This window comes from Arthrobacter sp. UYCu723, from assembly GCF_054059215.1.
The window spans coordinates 2295044-2312118 of the sequence record NZ_JBSSBW010000001.1 but is presented as its reverse complement, the minus strand read 5'-3'; the positions used below and the strand labels follow the sequence as shown (position 1 = coordinate 2312118).

At 66.1% G+C, this 17075-nt stretch carries 15 protein-coding genes and 2 pseudogenes; 7 read left to right on the top strand and 10 right to left on the bottom strand.

Annotation, left to right across the window (positions count from 1 at the left end):
* Positions 1-39: 39 nt before the first annotated feature.
* From ACVWZ8_RS10830 to ACVWZ8_RS10820, 3 genes and pseudogenes are all read right to left on the bottom strand, one after another.
* Positions 40-162, bottom strand: a complete 123-nt coding sequence (locus ACVWZ8_RS10830) for a hypothetical protein (protein ID WP_426979326.1) — start codon at positions 160-162, stop codon at positions 40-42.
* A 573-nt stretch (positions 163-735) separates the two neighbouring features.
* Positions 736-1184: pseudogene (locus ACVWZ8_RS10825) on the bottom strand (AMP-binding enzyme); the annotation flags it as partial.
* A gap of 146 nt (positions 1185-1330) precedes the next feature.
* Entirely contained in the window at positions 1331-1510 is a 180-nt protein-coding gene (locus tag ACVWZ8_RS10820; protein WP_354241802.1) for a hypothetical protein, read from the bottom strand.
* 215 nt (positions 1511-1725) lie between these two features.
* On the opposite strand from ACVWZ8_RS10820, the gene ACVWZ8_RS10815 reads away from it, so the two are divergent.
* From ACVWZ8_RS10815 to ACVWZ8_RS10795, 5 genes are all read left to right on the top strand, one after another.
* Entirely contained in the window at positions 1726-2568 is an 843-nt protein-coding gene (locus tag ACVWZ8_RS10815; protein WP_426979327.1) for an IclR family transcriptional regulator, read from the top strand.
* 103 nt (positions 2569-2671) lie between these two features.
* Complete coding sequence (locus ACVWZ8_RS10810; protein ID WP_456504638.1) at positions 2672-4012, top strand: MFS transporter; 1341 nt, start codon at positions 2672-2674, stop codon at positions 4010-4012.
* Positions 4012-5058: a zinc-dependent alcohol dehydrogenase gene (locus ACVWZ8_RS10805; protein WP_426979329.1), complete on the top strand. Its 1047-nt coding sequence runs from the start codon at positions 4012-4014 to the stop codon at positions 5056-5058. Before ACVWZ8_RS10810 ends, ACVWZ8_RS10805 begins: the two co-directional genes overlap by 1 nt.
* The gene (rhmD, locus tag ACVWZ8_RS10800; protein ID WP_426979330.1) at positions 5055-6236 is read left to right on the top strand and encodes an L-rhamnonate dehydratase; all 1182 of its coding nucleotides are present in this window, start codon (positions 5055-5057) and stop codon (positions 6234-6236) included. The genes ACVWZ8_RS10805 and rhmD overlap by 4 nt, the downstream gene beginning before the upstream one ends.
* A gap of 42 nt (positions 6237-6278) precedes the next feature.
* A complete protein-coding gene (locus ACVWZ8_RS10795; RefSeq protein ID WP_426979331.1) occupies positions 6279-7151 on the top strand; it encodes a fumarylacetoacetate hydrolase family protein in 873 nt (290 codons plus the stop codon).
* 226 nt (positions 7152-7377) lie between these two features.
* On the opposite strand, the pseudogene ACVWZ8_RS10790 reads toward ACVWZ8_RS10795, so the two are convergent.
* Positions 7378-8507 (bottom strand): annotated as a pseudogene (locus ACVWZ8_RS10790) (aldehyde dehydrogenase family protein); the annotation flags it as partial.
* Positions 8508-8801: 294 nt separating this feature from the next.
* Positions 8802-9518 carry a GntR family transcriptional regulator gene (locus ACVWZ8_RS10785; RefSeq protein WP_426979332.1) on the bottom strand — a complete coding sequence of 239 codons (717 nt, stop codon included), beginning with the start codon at positions 9516-9518 and terminating at the stop codon, positions 8802-8804.
* A 32-nt stretch (positions 9519-9550) separates the two neighbouring features.
* On the opposite strand from ACVWZ8_RS10785, the gene lhgO reads away from it, so the two are divergent.
* Positions 9551-10783 (top strand): L-2-hydroxyglutarate oxidase, encoded by a 1233-nt coding sequence (gene lhgO / locus ACVWZ8_RS10780; protein ID WP_456504637.1) that lies wholly within the window; start codon positions 9551-9553, stop codon positions 10781-10783.
* A 127-nt stretch (positions 10784-10910) separates the two neighbouring features.
* Here lhgO and ACVWZ8_RS10775 read toward each other — a convergent pair whose 3' ends face one another.
* The 4 genes from ACVWZ8_RS10775 to ACVWZ8_RS10760 form a co-directional block, all read right to left on the bottom strand.
* The gene (locus ACVWZ8_RS10775; protein ID WP_456504636.1) at positions 10911-12086 is read right to left on the bottom strand and encodes an aminotransferase class V-fold PLP-dependent enzyme; all 1176 of its coding nucleotides are present in this window, start codon (positions 12084-12086) and stop codon (positions 10911-10913) included.
* A 194-nt stretch (positions 12087-12280) separates the two neighbouring features.
* Positions 12281-12778: an SRPBCC family protein gene (locus tag ACVWZ8_RS10770; RefSeq protein ID WP_456504635.1), complete on the bottom strand. Its 498-nt coding sequence runs from the start codon at positions 12776-12778 to the stop codon at positions 12281-12283.
* Between the two features lie 52 nt (positions 12779-12830).
* The gene (locus ACVWZ8_RS10765; RefSeq protein ID WP_456504634.1) at positions 12831-13124 is read right to left on the bottom strand and encodes an ArsR/SmtB family transcription factor; all 294 of its coding nucleotides are present in this window, start codon (positions 13122-13124) and stop codon (positions 12831-12833) included.
* Between the two features lie 53 nt (positions 13125-13177).
* Positions 13178-13957: an SDR family NAD(P)-dependent oxidoreductase gene (locus ACVWZ8_RS10760; protein ID WP_456505939.1), complete on the bottom strand. Its 780-nt coding sequence runs from the start codon at positions 13955-13957 to the stop codon at positions 13178-13180.
* A gap of 83 nt (positions 13958-14040) precedes the next feature.
* Here ACVWZ8_RS10760 and ACVWZ8_RS10755 point away from each other — a divergent pair, with 83 nt between their 5' ends.
* A complete protein-coding gene (locus ACVWZ8_RS10755; protein WP_456504633.1) occupies positions 14041-14646 on the top strand; it encodes a helix-turn-helix domain-containing protein in 606 nt (201 codons plus the stop codon).
* A 31-nt stretch (positions 14647-14677) separates the two neighbouring features.
* Here the strand turns inward: ACVWZ8_RS10755 and ACVWZ8_RS10750 are convergent, their stop codons facing one another.
* Entirely contained in the window at positions 14678-16969 is a 2292-nt protein-coding gene (locus ACVWZ8_RS10750) for an alpha-galactosidase (protein ID WP_456504632.1), read from the bottom strand.
* Positions 16970-17075: the final 106 nt, after the last annotated feature.

The following is a 17075-nucleotide window of genomic DNA, read 5'->3' as shown; positions in this document are numbered from 1 at the left end:
CGCCTTCACCGGCCAGGACCCCATCAGCGGCATTGTCACTCATATGACCACGGTAGGCCTGCCCGGATTCCGTGTCGACAACCCGTCTTCGACGGCCCGGACGCCAGCCACCGGTTCCGTGGTGCCGCCGGTGACAATGCGGGTCATGGTTGCTGTGCCCATGAGGTGATCGTTCCGTTGCGCTCGGGCGGGGCGGGTCTGACGTACCGGAGCATGTTTTGCCTGCCGGCGGACCATCGCGCAGCTGCGCCCGACGGGGCCGGGGCGACCCGCAGGGCAAGGAACGGATGGGTTGTGTGCGGCCATGAGCGCAGCGCCGAACGCAACCCATCCGCGAGACAAGGACATTCCGCGCCTTTCAGAACCTGAACGTGAGAGCACGTCCAGAGGCTGTGCCGAAGCAAGAGCTGGCGGTATGGTTGCGGCAACTCGGTAGACGGTGTTTTGGTTCAATTACTTGGGGGCAAACATGCACAGACTTCTACTGACTGTTCTGGGAATCGGCCTGACTATCGTTTTCTGGTACCTGCTGAGTTGGGGTATTTCCCAACTAGGTCGGCTCGAGAGCTGGCATCTCGGCCTCCTGCTCGTCTTGGCCATCGTGCCCGCTGTGTTGATCTGCAAGAGGATTGCCGTCGGCTGAAAAAGGGCCGGCAAGTGGCCAGCGGAGCCAATAAGGGCGGACGCGGTCAGCCGTCAGTTGGGGTGCCTGAAGCCAGCCGCCAGCCCGCATCCTTACGCGCGGGAGTCCAGTGACGGCATGTCCCCGATCGCCACGATCCGCTTCGGGACTTTGTAGCCGGCGAGGTGCTCGCGGCAGTGTGCCTGGAAGGCATCCTCGTCCAGCTCGGTGTCCGGTTCAAGTTCGACGGCGGCCGCCACCATCTCGCCGCCGCGTTCGAGCGACTTGCCGATCACCGCGGCGTCCCGGACATCGGGGTGCAGGCGGAGCACGCTCTCCACTTCGGTGGGCGAGACGTTGAAGCCGCCAGTGATGATCAGTTCCTTGGCCCGGTCCACGATGGTGGTGAAGCCGTCCCGTCCACGGTCACGACGTCGCCGGTGCGCAGCCAGCCATCAGAGGTGAGGGTCTTCGCGGTTTCCTCCGGGTTGTTCCAGTAGCCCTGGAAGACCTGCGGGCCTTTGAGCAGCAGCTCCCCCGGCTGGCCCGGAGCCACGTCGACGGCGTAGCTGGTGCGGCGGCCGAAGAACCCCAGCGCCGGGGCGACATGCTCACATCTTGCCGTGAAGTTCTACGCGGCGGCGAATTGCAGGACTGAAGGGACGGGAGGTCCTGATGCGGCTCGCAACGTGCTTGCCGCCCAGCGCGTCATTCGTCGCCGTTGTCCTGCGCTTCAAGGTGCTTCGCCATCGCCTCGCAGGCCTGGTTCCACCGTGCGGTGAGGGCATGCCGGCTCAGGGGCTCGAACATGCTGTTGAGGACCTTCTCGACTGCATCGTATGCGGCGTCCCGAACCCGTTCCTGCGCCGCCGGGCTGTAGTAGTTCATGACAGGAATTCGACGCCGGCAGCGTAAAGGATGGCGTTATTGTCAGCTGCCGGAGTCCTTAGCAACTCCGGCCTCGTCGCCCGGCATCCCGGCGCGGGTCTGTGTCCCGGAGCGACGGGAGGGACTCGCCCGCCTACAATTCAAGTATGTGAACAGGTCCGTCACATCACTCAAGGCTAAGCCTCGAGCTGGACGCCCAGACCCCGGGAGCAGACATGAGTGAAGATCGGGGCAACCCGACCGTAAAATCCGCAGACCGCGCGCTCACCGTGGTCGAATTCGTCGCGGGCAAGGGCTCGGCCAGTTTCACCGAAATCCTCGAAGGGCTTCACCTGCCGCGCTCAAGCGCGCATGGGCTGCTGAGCACCTTGTGCGCCGCCGGCTGGCTGGACCACAGCACCTCAAATAAACAGTATTCGCTGGGGCTTCGGGCCTGGCAGGTAGGCCAGCTGTATACCGGCCACCAGACGCTGGCCAACGTCGCAAAGCCCGTGATGGACCGGCTCTCCGCTTCGCTGGGAGAGACAGTTCAGCTCGCGCTTCTCGACGGTGTCGAGAACGTGTACATCGCCATCAGCCAGACGTCCGGCGGCATGCGGCTTGGTTCCTCGGTTGGCATGCGCCTTCTGGCCCATGCAACGGGGATCGGCAAGGCCTTGCTCAGCATGCTTGAACCCGGCGAGTCCAGGCGCCGCCTCGATTCGGTGGCGCTGCCCCGGCTGACCGATAAAACGGTCACCGACGTCACGGCACTGGCGGAACTGGTGGCCGCTGCCAAAGCAACCGGGTTCGCGGTCGACGACGAGGAATATCTTGATGGATGCCGCTGTGTCGCCGTCCCGCTGACCAGTGAGGCGGGAGGCGGCATGCACGCCGCTCTCTCGGTCACAATGCCTACCGCCCGGACTGACGCGGACTGGCCGGGGAGCGTCCTGCGACCGCTCGTGGCGGCAGCCCAGGAAATCCGCGCTCTGCTCGGAGTGCGGGAACCGGACATTGTGGTCCCAGCGGCGGGATCATTCCCGGAGCCGGCCCCCGCTCCCGCACGCTCCGCGTAACCCGAAATTGAATGCTTGCCACCACCTTGTGGCCTGTGCCATACTCGTGCTGTTCACATTTGTGAACAACAATTCATAATCGTGAACTCAACGAGGAGTTACAGTGTCCAACCAAGTGACGGCTCCCACCAGCGAAGCGCTGGCGCCGATTGTCCGCCGCGTTACGCGCCGGCTCATTCCAGTTCTTCTGCTGATGTACATCCTGGCCTTCCTTGATCGTGCCAATCTTGGCTTCGCCAAGGCCGCCTTCCAGGCTGACACCGGCCTCTCGGACGCCGCCTATGCACTTGGAGCCGGCATCTTCTTCCTCGGCTACGCTGCCCTGGAAGTCCCCAGCAACATCCTCATGCGCAAACTAGGAGCCAAGATCTGGCTGGCGCGGATCATGATCAGCTGGGGTATCGTCTCGGCGCTGATGATGTTCGCCCAGACCGAAGGGGCCTTCTACATCCTCCGCGTGCTACTGGGCATCACCGAGGCCGGCTTCTTCCCCGGCGTCATTCTTTACCTGACCTACTGGATCCCCACGCAGTTCCGCGGCCGCGTCAACGGCCTGTTCTACTTCGGCGCGCCCCTCGCCTTCATCTTCGGCGGCCCCCTCTCCGGCATGCTCCTGGACCTTGACGGACTGGGCGGGCTGCAGGGCTGGCAGCTGATGTTCGTCGTCACCGGCGCCCTGACCGTCGCAGTCGGAATCTGGGCCTTCTCCTACCTCGACAACGGCCCGACGGACGCCAAATGGCTCAACGACAGTGAGCGGACCACCCTTGTGGCGGCGCTCAACGCTGAAGACCAGGTCAAGGCCGACCACTCCCCGAAGAGCGCCCTGCGCGCACTGGCCAACCCGAAGGTCCTCTACTTCTGCCTCATCTACTTCACCATCCAGATGAGCGTCTACGGTGTCACTTTCTACTTGCCCACCCAGATCGCCAAGCTGGTGGGCGCGAAAGTGGGCCTCGGCGTCGGACTGATGACCGCTGTGCCGTGGGGGATCGCAATAATCGCCACGTTCCTGCTCAGCCGCTTGGCAGACAAGACCGGGAAGCGCCGCCTCGTGGCCACCGCATCACTCGCCGCAGCATCAGTCGGCATCTTTGCATCGGCCCTCACTGACAACCCGGCCATCGGACTGGCCGCGCTCTCCCTGGGTGCCGCCGGGTTTATCTCGGTACAGCCTGTGTTCTGGACACTGCCCACCGGGATGCTCGTGGGTGCCGCCGCTGCCGGCGGAATCGCACTTATCAATTCGATTGGAAGCCTGGGTGGCTTCGTGGCACCCATAGCCAAGACCTGGGCGGAGGCGTCCTTCGGTCCGAATGCCGGTTTGTTCCTGCTTGCCATTACGGCCTTCCTCGGCGCCGTCCTGCTCTTCAACAGCCATCGGGTCAGCAAGATCGCTGACAGCACTCCGCTGGCCCAGCCCATCGCCGAAAAGGTGCACTAATGCGAGTACTCGAACTGAAAGACTTCCGCCAGCTCGTGGTGTCGGATCGTGAAGAACCCGCCGCTGGCCCCGGCGAGGTCCTCATCGACGTGGTTGCCACCGGCATCTGCGGATCCGACATTCACGGCTACACCGGAGAGAACGGACGCCGCGTGCCGGGCCAGGTCATGGGTCATGAGACCGCGGGACGCATCGCTGCCCTCGGTACAGGGACAGACCGATTCGGCTTCGCAGTCGGCCAGCCTGTCACCTTCAACCCGCTCATCAGCTGCAACGCCTGTGAGGCATGCAAGGCCGGGCAGCAGCAGCATTGTCCGGAACGGACCGTGATCGGAGTGAACCCGGCAATCGTGTCGGCCTTCGCCGAGCAAGTGGCGGTCCCCGCGGACAACGTCGTGGTGCTGTCCGCCGGAACACCCATTGTGTACGGGGCCCTTATCGAGCCCCTTGCCGTCGCCTTCCACGCCGTCCGCCGCGCACGGATCGCCGCCGGCCAGAAGGTCCTGGTGATCGGCGGCGGCCCAATCGGGCAATCCGTCATCCTGGCAGCACTTCAGGAGGGCGCCGCCCACGTCCTCGTCTCCGAAATGGATCCCGCCCGGCGCGCCCTGTGCGAACGGCTCGGCGCCACCGCGCTCGATCCCACCGCCGCTCCGCTGGACCAGCAGGTCCGGACAGCTTTTGGCACGCTCGCAGATACCACCGTGGACGCCGTCGGCATTAAGCCCACCATTGCCAGTGCCCTCGACGCCACGAAGTTCGGCGGCGTCGTCTCGCTGGTCGGCATGGGTTCGCCGGAGTTGACGTTCAGCGCCTACCGTGTTTCCACGGAGGAAAGGGAGATCGTGGGCAGCTTCTGCTACAACAACCAGGACTTCCGCGATGCAGCAGCCTGGGTGGATCAGGGATCCCCGGCCCTGGCAGAACTCATCAGCCGTGAAGTTTCCATGGAGGACGCCGACGCGGCCTTCACCGGGCTCGCCGCCGCGGACGGTACGGCCGGCAAAGTATTGGTCCGCATCGATTCAGCAAGGAACAGCCAGTGAGCATCGAAAACCGCATCCGTCAGGTCCGCGCCTATACGCTGCGCGGCGGCGGGGCCGACTACCACGACCAGGACGCAGGCCACTGGATCGATGACCACATCGCGACGCCGATGTCCGTCTACCCCGAATACCGTCAGTCCCGCCAAAGCTTCGGGATCAACGTCCTCGGCACCTTGGTGGTGGAGATCGAGGCCGACGACGGCACCGTCGGTTTCGCCGTCACAACCGCCGGCGAGCTGGGCGCCTTCATCGTGGAGAAGCATCTGGCCCGGTTCGTCGAAGGCGCGCGCGTCACGGACATCGAGAAGATCTGGGACCAGATGTACCGGTCCACGCTTTTCTACGGCCGCAAGGGCGTGGTCCTCAACGCCATCAGCGCGGTGGACCTCGCACTCTACGACCTGCTGGGCAAGATCCGGCAGGAACCGGTCTACGCGCTCCTCGGCGGACCGGTCCGCGACGAACTGACCATGTACGCCACCGGTGCCCGTCCCGACGTCGCCAAGGACCTTGGCTTTATTGGCGGCAAGATGCCGCTGCACCACGGCCCGGCCGAGGGTGAAGAAGGTCTCCGGAAGAATCTGGAGATGATCCGGGACATGCGCGAGAAAGTCGGCGACGACTTCTGGCTGATGCTGGATTGCTGGATGTCCCTGGACCTCGACTACGCCACCCGGCTCGCCCATGGCGCGGCGGAATACGGCCTGAAGTGGATCGAAGAGGCGCTGCCCCCGGATGACTACTGGGGCTACGCCAAGCTCAAGAAGCAGGTCCCGCCGAAAATGCTGGTGACCACCGGCGAACACGAGGCCACCCGGTGGGGCTTCAAGCTGCTCCTGGACATGGAATGCGCCGACATCATCCAGCCCGACGTCGGATGGTGCGGTGGCATCACCGAGCTGAGCAAGATCTCGGCCATGGCCGATGCCGCCGGCGCACTGGTCATTCCGCACGGATCTTCCGTGTACTCGTACCATTTTGTCGTCACCCGGACCAACAGCCCGTTCGCCGAGTTCCTCATGATGCATCCCACCGCCGAGGAAGTCGTGCCCATGTTCTCCCCGATGCTGCTCGGTGAGCCGGTCCCCGTAAACGGCAAACTCAAGGTGCCGGAAACTCCGGGCTTCGGGGTCGAGCTGAACCCGGCCCTGGAAAAGCTGCGGCCTTACACGCACTGACCGCCCCGCCAACTGAAAAAACTGCGAACAAGGAACCTATAAATGGAACTCATGCGCTTGGGTGAACCCGGCTTGGAAATCCCGGTAGCCACCGAGGACGGAAAGTACTTTGACCTGCGGTCGATCACCGCGGACATCGACGGCGATTTCCTGGGCGGCGACGGCATCGCCAAAGCCCGCGCCGCCCTTAAAGCCGGGTTGCCGGAACTCGAAGGAGCCGGATCCCTGCGGATCGGCGCGCCCGTCGCCAAGCCGGGAGCCGTACTGTGCATCGGCCAGAACTACGCCGCCCACGCTGCGGAATCCGGTGACGCCCCGCCGTCGGTTCCCATTCTCTTCTTCAAGCACCCCAACACCGTGGTGGGGGCTTTCGACCACGTCGTGATCCCGCCCGGAGCAGAGAAGGTGGACTGGGAGGTGGAACTCGCCGTCGTCATCGGCAAGCGCGCCTCGTACCTCGCGTCCCCCGAGGAGGCCCTGGACTACGTGGCCGGCTATGCGGTCAGCAACGATGTCTCCGAGCGGGCGTACCAGGTGGAACATTCGGCCGGGCAGTGGTCCAAGGGCAAGTGCTGCGCCACGTTCAATCCTCTCGGCCCGGCCTTGGTTCCCGCCGAGGAAATTGGCGACCCGCAGCAGCTCCGCTTGCGATCCGCCGTCAACGGCGAGACCAGGCAGGACTCCAGCACCTCGGACATGATCTTCTCGGTGGCCCACATCATCTGGAACCTTTCCCAGTACCTGGTGCTGGACCCGGGCGACATCATCAACACCGGAACGCCGAAGGGCGTCGCGCTCTCCGGCAAGTTCCCGTACTTGCGCGAAGGGGACAGCATGGAAATCTCCATCGAAAAGCTGGGCCGGCAGGAGCAGAAGCTGGTCGCATTCCGGCAGGAAGTTCCGGGTCCCAGCTGACTCGCTGGTGTCGTTTTGAGGCCCGATAACGATAACTACTGCGATTCAGTCGGGCGGACGAGAAGAGGACGACGGCGGGAAACTCTCCCGCCGTCGTCCTCTTGCGTTGCTGAGGTGCTACAGGCTGCGGACCAGACCGCCGTCGCACCGGAGCGCCGTCCCGGTGACGTACGGCATCCACCGCCACTTCCGCCGCCAGCGTTTTCAGGTACCCGGCCAGGGCGGTCCGGCCGGTGTTGGACAAGGCCAGGTTGGGCAGCGGAGCAACCACCCCGCTGGATCCGATGGCCAGAATCCGGCCCCACTTCTGCTCCTGCATGCCCGGCAGGAAACTGCTTACCAGTGCATGCTGGGGCCGGACCAGAAGATCGAACGCGGACGCCAGCTCCACGCTGCTGAGCCCACCCGCGGTTCCGGGCTCCGGTCCGGGACCGCTGAGCACGAGAATGTCCACGGAACCGAACCGGTCGGTGGCGGCGTCATCCGAATCCGCCGCATAGAGCACCGCGACGGGCCCGAAGATTTCTGCACAGGCGATGGCCGATCCTGGTGCCACGCCGTCGATGACGGTCGGCTCTATGAAGAAGCCTTCTCCGTCGAGCGCATGCCCACCGGCGAGAACGTTGGCCCCCTCGACCTTGGCCGCTTCGAGGAGTTTCAACACTCCGCGCTGCTTAGCGTCGATGAGCGGACCCACGGTGGTGCCCGCGGCAGTGCCGGCGCCAACGCGGAGTTCGGCCACCCGCTTCAGGAAGCTCTCCCGGAAGGCAGGCAGCACGTCCTTGTGAACGATGATCCGGTTCGCCGTGACGCAGGCCTGGCCCGCATTACGGAACTTCGCGATGACCGCCCCCTCCGCGGCCGCCTCGACGTCGGCGTCCGACAGGACCGCAAACGGGCCGTTGCCGCCTAGCTCCATGGAAGATGCCATGAGGTTGTCCGCCGCTTGCTTCAGCAGTGCCGTTCCGACCCGGTGGAGCCGGTGAAGCTGACCTTGCGCGGGCGCCGGTCGCTCATCAGGGCCGCGGACTGGGCCCCGGACCTGCTGGTGGTGACGAGGTTGACCACGCCCTCGGGGATCCCGACCGAACGTAGGACCTCCACGAGGAGGTGCATGGTCAGCGGGGTCTGCGAGGCCGGCTCGATGATCACTGTGCAGCCAGCGGCCAGGGCCGCTCCGATTTTCCGGGATCCCATGGCGAGGGGGAGATTCCAGGGCTTGATCAGCAAGGACGGACCCACCGGCTGGTAGGTGGTGATGATCCTGTAGTCACCATCGGGCGCCGTTCCGTAATTGCCGCTCTGGGACGGCACCTGCTCGGAGAACCAGCCCAGGAACTCGGCCGCGTAAGCCACTTCACCCCGGGCCTCGGCGAGGGCCGCGAAATATGGCCTCGCGGTTGACTTGCATGTTACATGCAGGCATTCTATATGAGGCGATTAGCTTTCCAGTACCGAAAGGCAATGGAGCCCCTATGAGCACCCAGACCGGTTCAGTCAGCACTATTTTCCCCGGAGAGTCGCAGCGGTCTCGATGATCGGCACCACGATTGAGTGGTACGACTGCTACATCTTCGGCAGCGGACCCAGCCGCGCGCCTGGAGAGGCTCCGGCAGATGACCGCCCAGGAACGGGGTGCTCGCCGGCGGCTCAGGAGAAGTCGTTGGGCCACCGCAGGGCCGCGGCGAGGGCGCCGGCGTCGAACTCCTCGTTGTCCCCAGCCTCCTGCGTAATCAGCAGCTGGGCGGTATTGAGGATGTGGCGGCGCATGGCGGCAGCCGCGGCCGGTCCGTCGTGCGCTGAGATCGCATCGACAATGTCGAGGTGGTCATCAACGACCTCCTGGCAGGAACGGGCGGCCGGGGCCGTCCCCACTCCCCTGGTCAGGACCAGGTTGCGGAGGTTTTCCAGGACATCGACCAATTTCGCGTTCCCCGCATTCTCCATGATCTGCAGGTGGAAATCACGGTCGGCCCGCAGGGTTGCCTCCGCATCGTCCTCATCGGCAGCGGCCTGCATATGGGCAAAGCACGCGAGGATTTTACTCATTCCGGCCTCGGAGACCGTCCGGGCAACCTTGGCCGCGGCCGGTACTTCAAGCATCAGCCGGATCTGGAAGACCTCCACCAGATCGGTGAGCGTGGTCGCGAGGATGGTGGCGCCCTTGTTCTTGTCGATCCGGATCATCCCGGCACGGGCCAGCTGGAGCAGTGCCTCCCGGGCCGGGGTCCTGGAGACGCCGATGCGCTCACCCAGGCTGCTGGCTGAATACGTTTCACCTGCGACCAGCTCGCCGGAAGTAATCGCCTCACGAAAAAGCTCCACGGCTTGATCGGTCAGGGACGAACTGCGGCTCAGTTTTTTCACTTCACCATCATTTCAGCAACGGAAGAAAAGCAATGACAACGAATCGAATAGCAGTGATCGGCGGCGGAATCATTGGAACCGCCGTCGCCCGGCAGCTGTCCCGCATGGTCGACGGCGCCGAGGTCACCCTTTTTGAGAAGGAGTCCGGTCTGGCCGGACACCAGACGGGCCACAACTCCGGCGTGGTCCACGCGGGCCTTTACTATGAGCCCGGCTCCCTCAAAGCCCGGCTGTGCCGGCGCGGGGTGGACCTGCTGGCCGAATACGCCGCCGAGAACACCATTGCCTATGACGAATGCGGGAAGGTCGTCGTAGCCCACAACAACAACGAACTCGACCGGCTGCACAGCATCTTCGAACGGGCCAAGGCCAACGGGGTTCCGGATGTCGCCATCGTCGGCCGGGACAGGCTCCGTGAACTGGAACCCGGCTGCACCGGAGGCATCGCCGCCCTGCACTCGCCGCACACGGCCATCATCGACTACCCCGGGCTGACCCGGTCGCTGGGCAGGGACGTCGAGGCGGCCGGCGGCCAGATCCGGCTCGGCACCGCCGTCACCGGACTGGACGTGACCGGGTCCGAGGTCCGGATCTCGGGCTCCGGCTTCGATGCAGAGGCCTTCGACCTGGTCATCACCTGTGCGGGCCTGCAGTCCGACAGGCTCGCCAACGCGGTCACCGACCGGACGGGTACCTCCGGGAAGAAGAACGAGGGACCCCAGATCGTGCCGTTCTACGGCGACTACTTCCTCCTGAGGCCGGAGCGGTCCGCTCTCGTCAACGGGCTCATCTACCCCGTACCGGACCCGCGCTACCCCTTCCTGGGTGTGCACCTGACCAAACGCGTCGACGGCGCCGTCATGCTCGGACCCAACGCGTTCCTTTCCCTCTCCCGGGAGAACTACCGGAACAACGCCCCCAACCTCCGCGATCTCGCGGATACGCTGGGCTACCCCGGCTTCTGGAAATTCGCGGCCGATAACATCCCGGCGACCCTCCAGCAGGTCCGCACGGCAGTCAGCAAGAAGGCTTTCGTGGAGGAAGCCCGGAAGTTCGTGCCGGCCATCGAGGCAGCGGACGTCGTCAAGGGAGTCCGCGGCATCCGGGCGCAGGCCCTGAACGCGGACGGCGGCCTGGTTGATGACTTTGTGATCCGCCGTACCGGGCGGCTTGTCCAGGTCCGCAACGCCCCCTCCCCCGGGGCAACGGCTTCCCTCGCCATCGCCGAACACATCGTCGAGGAAGCCCTTGCCAAGGTCGCCTAGGACGTGGTCTGTCGCCCAGCCATTGGGGGGGTGGGCGACGTGCAAAAAATGTATGAGGACGACGGCGGGAGCGGCGATTTCTAGGGGTCGTTGAAACACCTCTGGCGGCTAGGTAGTTTTCAGTAGATCACGCAGGAGGACCGCCTTTCCCAACTGCTTTCCGGACAGCCCCGACGGCCTCGATGGCCTGCCGGATATCCGCCATTCCGTTGTAGAGGTGGGGCGAAATTCGCACCCGTTTGTCTCCGGTCCAGGCGAGCACACCGTGGGCCTCAAGTCCGCGGCGCCAAACGCCCTCGTCGTCGACCTCGAACGCGACGATTCCTGCCCGTTTGGCGGAGTCAGCCGGGGTGAGCATGCGCATCCCCAGGGCATCGAGCTCAGTCCACAAAACGTCGGTCAGTGCCCGCACATGGGCCTCGATTCTGGCCAGCCCGCTGGCGTGCAGGTAGTCGATGCCGGCTCCCAGGATCTGTACGCACAGGGCGGCCGGGTTGCCGAGTTCGAAGCGCCGCCCGTCCCGGACCGGAGTAATCGAGGTGTCCCGAACGTCCGCATCGACCCACACCGCAGAGGTCCAGCCGGATTCCCGCGGCTGCCAGCCGGGCTGACGGGCGGCGTTGCAGTACGCGACCCCGGCGCCGTGGGTGCCCAGGGCCCACTTGTAACCGCACGTGACGGCGAAATCAGCCAGCGAAATGTCGAAACTAGCAACACCCAAGGCCTGGGATACGTCCACGATCAGCACCGCGCCGCAGGAATCAGCAATCGCGCGGTATTCATTCAGGTCGATCAGCTCGCCGGTGTAATACGAGACCAGGCTGGTCACGATCGCCCGGGTCGCAGGGTCCACAGCGTCGCCGAAACGGTGGTGATCCATCAGATGGTCCGGGCTCCGGACCAGGCGGATTTCCATACTCGTGCCAGTCCGCCACGGATACATATCGGACGGGTATTCCCACTGCGGCATGACTACGTTGCCACCTGGAACGTCGATGCTGCGCGCCACCATGTTCACGGCCTGCGCGACGTTTTGGGGGAATCCAAGCTCGGCCGGCCGGCAGCCAAGCAGGGTGGCCAGCGAGTCCGCAGTCCGCGAGACCTTGGCGTAGATGCGTTCCCGCCCGCCCATCCCCAGGGCCTTGTCGTGCATGAATTCGCTGAAGAGCGCCGTCCGGGAGGCGAGCATGGGCGTCTCCCCCGCGGCCGCCAGGTGGCACAGCCCCGGAAGGCCTGCGAAATCGGCCTGGCTGACTAGCGGCGGCAACCCTGGATCGGGATAACCGCGGAACTGTTGGGACATGCTGCCGCACCTCCACCGGAGCGCCGGCGTCACTGGCCGCCGGTCCCCCCAACGGTTTAATGCTGGCCCGGGCCCGCGCCGGATACAAGTGCTGACGGGCACTTGGCGACACGCAAGAGGACGACGGCGGGAAGCTCCCGCCGTCGTCCGCCTTGCGTTGCGCCACTTGGGCGGCCGCCGCTCCAGCTGGCTGGTCAGGCGTGGGAGTGCTCGGCCAGGATGGCGTCGATCTGGCCGGCGGCTTCCTTCATGCCCTCTTCCATGCCCATCTCGACCATCTGGTTCATCTGCTCTTCGGACTCGAACGTGGACAGCACGGTCATCCGGGTGCGGTCGCCGATCTCCTCGAGCGTGACGGTCGCGTGAGTGGTGCCCATGGCCTCGACCGGGGCACCGTTCTCGTCGGCAAAACCGTCGTCGAACTCCAGCCGGGTGGGGGCCTGGATGGAGGTGATGCGCCACCAGCCGCGGGCCTTCTCCCCGTCGGGGCCGGTCATGTAGTACGCCGCTTTCCCTCCGGACTCGAAGTCGAGCTGCTCAAAGGTAGCCGGCCAGGTTGGCGGACCCCACCAGCGTTCAAGCTGCCGCGGGTCTTCCCAGATCTGCCAGACGCGTTTAACGTCCGCGGCAAACTCGGCCACGAGGGTGAAGCTGAGTGCCTCAAGATTCTTGGTGGAACTGATAACCGTCATTGCAGAACCCGTCCTATCCTTCAGCGAGAATGTCTGCGATCCGCTCGGCGCGCTACCGCCAGATCGCCTCGTACTCATCGAGCAGCCGCCGGGCTTTCTGCAGGCCTTCATGATTGCCCCGCACGATCTGCTCCCTTCCGCGCTTCTCCTTCGTAACCAGGGAGGCGCGCTCCAACACCGCCACATGCTTCTGGACGGCGGCAAAACTCATGGCATAGAGGGCAGCCAGGCCGGAGACCGAATACTCCCCCACCGTCACCCGCCGCACGATGTCCCGGCGGGTGACATCTGCGAACGCCCGGAACAGGCGATCGACTTCGGCATCACTCAGCTGATCTACAACCATTTGGTTGTAGACTATGACGGCGGCGGAGAACTGTCAAGGGTTCCGGGACACAGTCACAGCGCGGACCAGCCGCCGTCGGAGGCGAGGATGGCGCCGTTGACGTTGGTGCCGTCGTCGCTGAGCAGGAAGGTGATGGAGGCGGCCAGCTGCGCGGCGGCGGCCGGTGCCGGAACGGTGGCCTGCATCAGCGGGCCGAGGCGTTCGGCGGCCAGCTGGGATCCCCAGTTGGCCACGATGTTGGTGATGGTGGGGCCGGGCGCGACGGCATTGAAGCGCAGGCCCCGGGGCCCATACATCACGGCCGAGTTTTTGGTCAGGCCGACGACGGCGTGCTTGGACGCGGTGTAGGCGGCGCCGGCGGCGGACCCGCGCAGGCCGGCCTCGGAGGCGATGTTGACCACGGAGCCGGTGCCGGCGTCCAGCATCAACGGCACTACGGCGCGGGTGAGGCGCATGAGGGCGGTGACGTTGATCCGGAAGACGCGGTCCCAGAGGTCGTCGTCCACTTCGTGGATCGGGGCGAAGTTGTCCATGATGCCGGCGACGTTCGCGAGGGCGTCGACCCGCCCGCCGGCGGCAGCGACGACGGCGGCCACGGTCTCTTCGGTGGAGATGTCGCCGGGCACCGGAACCAGGTCCAGGCCGCCGTTTTCGGCCACGAGGTCGTCCAGGCGTTCCTTGCTGATGTCCGCGGCGATGACCCTGCCGCCCTCCTTGGCGATGCGCAGGGCGGTGGCCTGGCCAATGCCCGAGCCGGCGCCCGTGACGATGACGGTCCTGCCGGCGAAGCGGCCCGCGGTGGTGGTTTCCTGCCATGAAGCTTCGCTGCCCATGATGTCCTTCCAGACGTTGCTGACGGTGATGCGGTACACCTTATGACACGCCGTGTCATAATGTAAGGGTGGATACTGGTGGGATGCCTGAGGAAGACCGGACGCCCGCCGTCACACGTGTCGCCGGGCGCCCGGTGACGATCGACCCGGACGCCGTGGCCGGCATCGCGTTGCGTCTGTTCGCCGCGCGCGGCTACGAGCAGACCTCGATGGAAGACATCGCACGCGAGTCGGGCATCGGCCGGAAGAGCCTCTACCGATATTTCGCCAGCAAGGCCGATCTCATCTGGGGCGGGATCGAACCGGTGGTTGAGGCCTCCGGGCTGGTCCTTGAGCACGCCCGGGTCAACGCTGCGGCTGACGGGGACATCCTGTCCGGGCTGCGGATGGCGGCCCTGGCCGGGGCGGCAGTGCTTCCCGACCTCGCCGTGACGCGCGGACGCCTGCGCCTGATCGCCGAACATCCCGAGCTGGCAAGCCGGAGCTACGCTTCGCTGGCGCCCCAGCGCGAGCGCGCCCGGCTTTACCTCGCTGCGGCCGGCGTCGACGAAGACACCGCCGGCTATTTGTGCGCCGCCTATATCGGGGCGACTTTTGAGGCGTGGACAAGGTGGGCCGCCGGGGCGGACCCGGATCCCGTGCCCTATCTGCTGGCGGCCATGGACGTGCTGCGGCTGCCGCAGGGCTGAACATTTACGCGGCCACCAGCCCGGGCCGAGGCTAGCTGCCGACGGTGGTGACTTTCAGCAGCAGCGCGTGCTCCGGGTTGAGAATGGGCATTGGCAGGCCCACCTCGGCCAGGAAGCGGCCGTTGGCCTGGGCCCCGGATGCCAGCCAGGCCGGAGGTTGGACCTGGGTGAACGTGTGGTTGTAGTGAGTGTCGCCCGGGGCCGGGAAGATGGCCCCCACCCGGTAATTGGTGTCGGCGGCAAGGCCCGGGATGGCGACCCGTCCGGGCTTCTCCGAGAACGAGGTCCGCGTGCTGACCAGCGCGAACAGCGCCGCCGTCGAACCCGGCACCGCACCGTCACCGGCCGCGCCGTCTGAACCCGCTGAGCCGTCCGCCGAGCCGGCCACCACGCCATGCAGCATCAGGGCGTCGTCGGGCACGTCCGCGCGGACCATCCGGCCGCTGTGGATCAGCCCGCGATGCTCCTTGTAGAGCGTGATGAAGCGCTTGAGCTCCTCGCGCTCGGCACCCTGCACCTGCCGGACGTCCCATTCCATCCCGAAGTGGCCGAACAGGGCCGTGATGGCGCGGAAGGAGAGGTCGTGGGTGCGGGCGGTCGTGTGTGAGGTGGTGGGGCCGATGTGCCCGCCGACGAGCTCCGGCGGAACCACCATTCCGGTCCAGCGCTGGATGGTCTGCCGCTCCAGGGCGTCGTTGCAGTCCGAGCCCCAGATCCGGTCGGTGCGCTCCAGGATCCCGAGATCCACCCGGGCGCCTCCGGACGAGCAGCTTTCAATCTCGACGCCGGGGTGGGCCTTGCGGAGCTCGTCGAACAACCGGTAGGCGGCGAGGGTCTGTTCATGGACGGAGGCGCGGCCGGCGTGGCCGTGCTCCAGCAGGTCCCGGTTCTGGTCCCACTTGAGGTAGCTGATGTTGTTCTCGCGCAGCAGCGCGTCCACGCGGTCGTAGATGTACTGCCAGGCGTCGGGATTGACGAGGTCGAGGATGTGCTGGTGGCGCCACTCCAGCGGCAGGCGGCCGCCGTCCTTAAAGCTCTGGACGGAGGGCCCCGCGATCCACTCCGGGTGGGCACGGACCACATCGGAGTCCAGGTTGACCATTTCCGGTTCCACCCACAGGCCGAACTCCATCCCGCGGGACGTGACGGCCTCGATCAGCGGCGTGAGTCCTGCCGGCCAGAGGGCCTCGTCCACGTACCAGTCGCCCAGGCCGGCGTGATCGTCACGGCGTCCGCGGAACCAGCCGTCGTCGAGCACGAAGCGCTCCACGCCCAGCTCCGCCGCAGAGTCCGCGAGTTCGATCAGGGTTGTGAGGTTGTGGTCGAAGTACACGGCCTCCCAGGTGTTCAGCACCACCGGGCGCGGCTTTCCGGCCCCGGCGCCCGTCGCGGTGGCGGCGGCCGGCAGCACGTGGTGCGGACGGTTCCGGAACCACGCGTAGAACGCTTCGCTGACGCCGTCGAGGCCGCGGTCCGAGTACGCCGCGAACAGGGCCGGGGTGGAGTAGCTTCCGCCGGGCGCCAGGATGACCTCGGCCGGGCCGAGGAGTTCCGAGCCGCCGATCATGGTGCGCCCGTCCGCGACGCTGTCCGCGAACTGTTCGTGGTTGCCGCTCCACGCCAGGTGCGTCGCCCAGACCCTGCCGTGGCGGTTCCCGAAACCGGCGGTGCCCGCGGCGAAGAGCAGCGAGGAGTCGTGCCCGGTGCGGCCGTGCCGGCCGGTGCGGACCCAGGTGCCCTGCTGGATGGCGCGGCGCTGCGGGTGGCGTTCCCGGCACCAGCGGCCGGTCAGGTCCAGGAGCTCGACGGCGTCCGGCGCCACCGGGAGCACTGTGGCCAGCTCGTCCAGCTGGAAGGGCGAGCTGCCGGTGTTGGTGACGGTGTGGCTGAGTTCCAGCAGCCCGCCGTCGTGCAGCTTCAGGGAGGACGCAACGCTGATGCCGGCGTCGGCGTCTGCCTGGACAATCACCACGGAATGAGGCACCACGGAATGAGGCACCGCGGCTTTCCCGACGACGGCGCCCGCACCGTCCGCCGTCACGTCCGCCACGCGGAGGCGGACGGAGAAGTCATAGCCCGGGACGCCGTCGGCGATCCGGTGGCCGCGCAGGGCCGGGCGGCCTTGCCAGCTCGAGGAAGCCTGCGGAAGCAGCCCGGCGGGGACCGCCGCGTCGACGGCGGAGTGCGGGACGGGCTCGCCGAGGATAGCCAGGTCGGGAAGTGCGACGCCCAGATCGGAGCCCCAGTGAATAATCTCGGCCTCCCCGCTGTCGAAGCTGATCACCAGGCTGGTGCTGGCGGAGCGGAGGTACAGGGGATCCATGGCGGGTCTCTTTCGGTGGTTCGGCATGCGTCCGGGAACGCGGGAGTCTTGGCGTGCGGAGTGCGGGATGCGGGGTGCGGGTTGGTGCGGCTGGGAAGTCCCCGGG

Bases quoted from the DNA above. Each gene is read 5' to 3' on its own strand.
- ACVWZ8_RS10775 (WP_456504636.1), bottom strand. From the start codon at position 12,086: ATGTCCCAACAGTTCCGCGGTTATCCCGATCCAGGGTTGCCGCCGCTA.
- ACVWZ8_RS10815 (WP_426979327.1), top strand. From the start codon at position 1,726: ATGAGTGAAGATCGGGGCAACCCGACCGTAAAATCCGCAGACCGCGCG.
- ACVWZ8_RS10770 (WP_456504635.1), bottom strand. From the start codon at position 12,778: ATGACGGTTATCAGTTCCACCAAGAATCTTGAGGCACTCAGCTTCACC.
- ACVWZ8_RS10830 (WP_426979326.1), bottom strand. From the start codon at position 162: ATGGGCACAGCAACCATGACCCGCATTGTCACCGGCGGCACCACGGAA.
- ACVWZ8_RS10820 (WP_354241802.1), bottom strand. From the start codon at position 1,510: ATGAACTACTACAGCCCGGCGGCGCAGGAACGGGTTCGGGACGCCGCA.
- lhgO (WP_456504637.1), top strand. From the start codon at position 9,551: ATGACAACGAATCGAATAGCAGTGATCGGCGGCGGAATCATTGGAACC.
- ACVWZ8_RS10805 (WP_426979329.1), top strand. From the start codon at position 4,012: ATGCGAGTACTCGAACTGAAAGACTTCCGCCAGCTCGTGGTGTCGGAT.
- ACVWZ8_RS10755 (WP_456504633.1), top strand. From the start codon at position 14,041: ATGCCTGAGGAAGACCGGACGCCCGCCGTCACACGTGTCGCCGGGCGC.
- ACVWZ8_RS10750 (WP_456504632.1), bottom strand. From the start codon at position 16,969: ATGGATCCCCTGTACCTCCGCTCCGCCAGCACCAGCCTGGTGATCAGC.
- ACVWZ8_RS10765 (WP_456504634.1), bottom strand. From the start codon at position 13,124: ATGGTTGTAGATCAGCTGAGTGATGCCGAAGTCGATCGCCTGTTCCGG.
- ACVWZ8_RS10760 (WP_456505939.1), bottom strand. From the start codon at position 13,957: ATGGGCAGCGAAGCTTCATGGCAGGAAACCACCACCGCGGGCCGCTTC.
- ACVWZ8_RS10795 (WP_426979331.1), top strand. From the start codon at position 6,279: ATGGAACTCATGCGCTTGGGTGAACCCGGCTTGGAAATCCCGGTAGCC.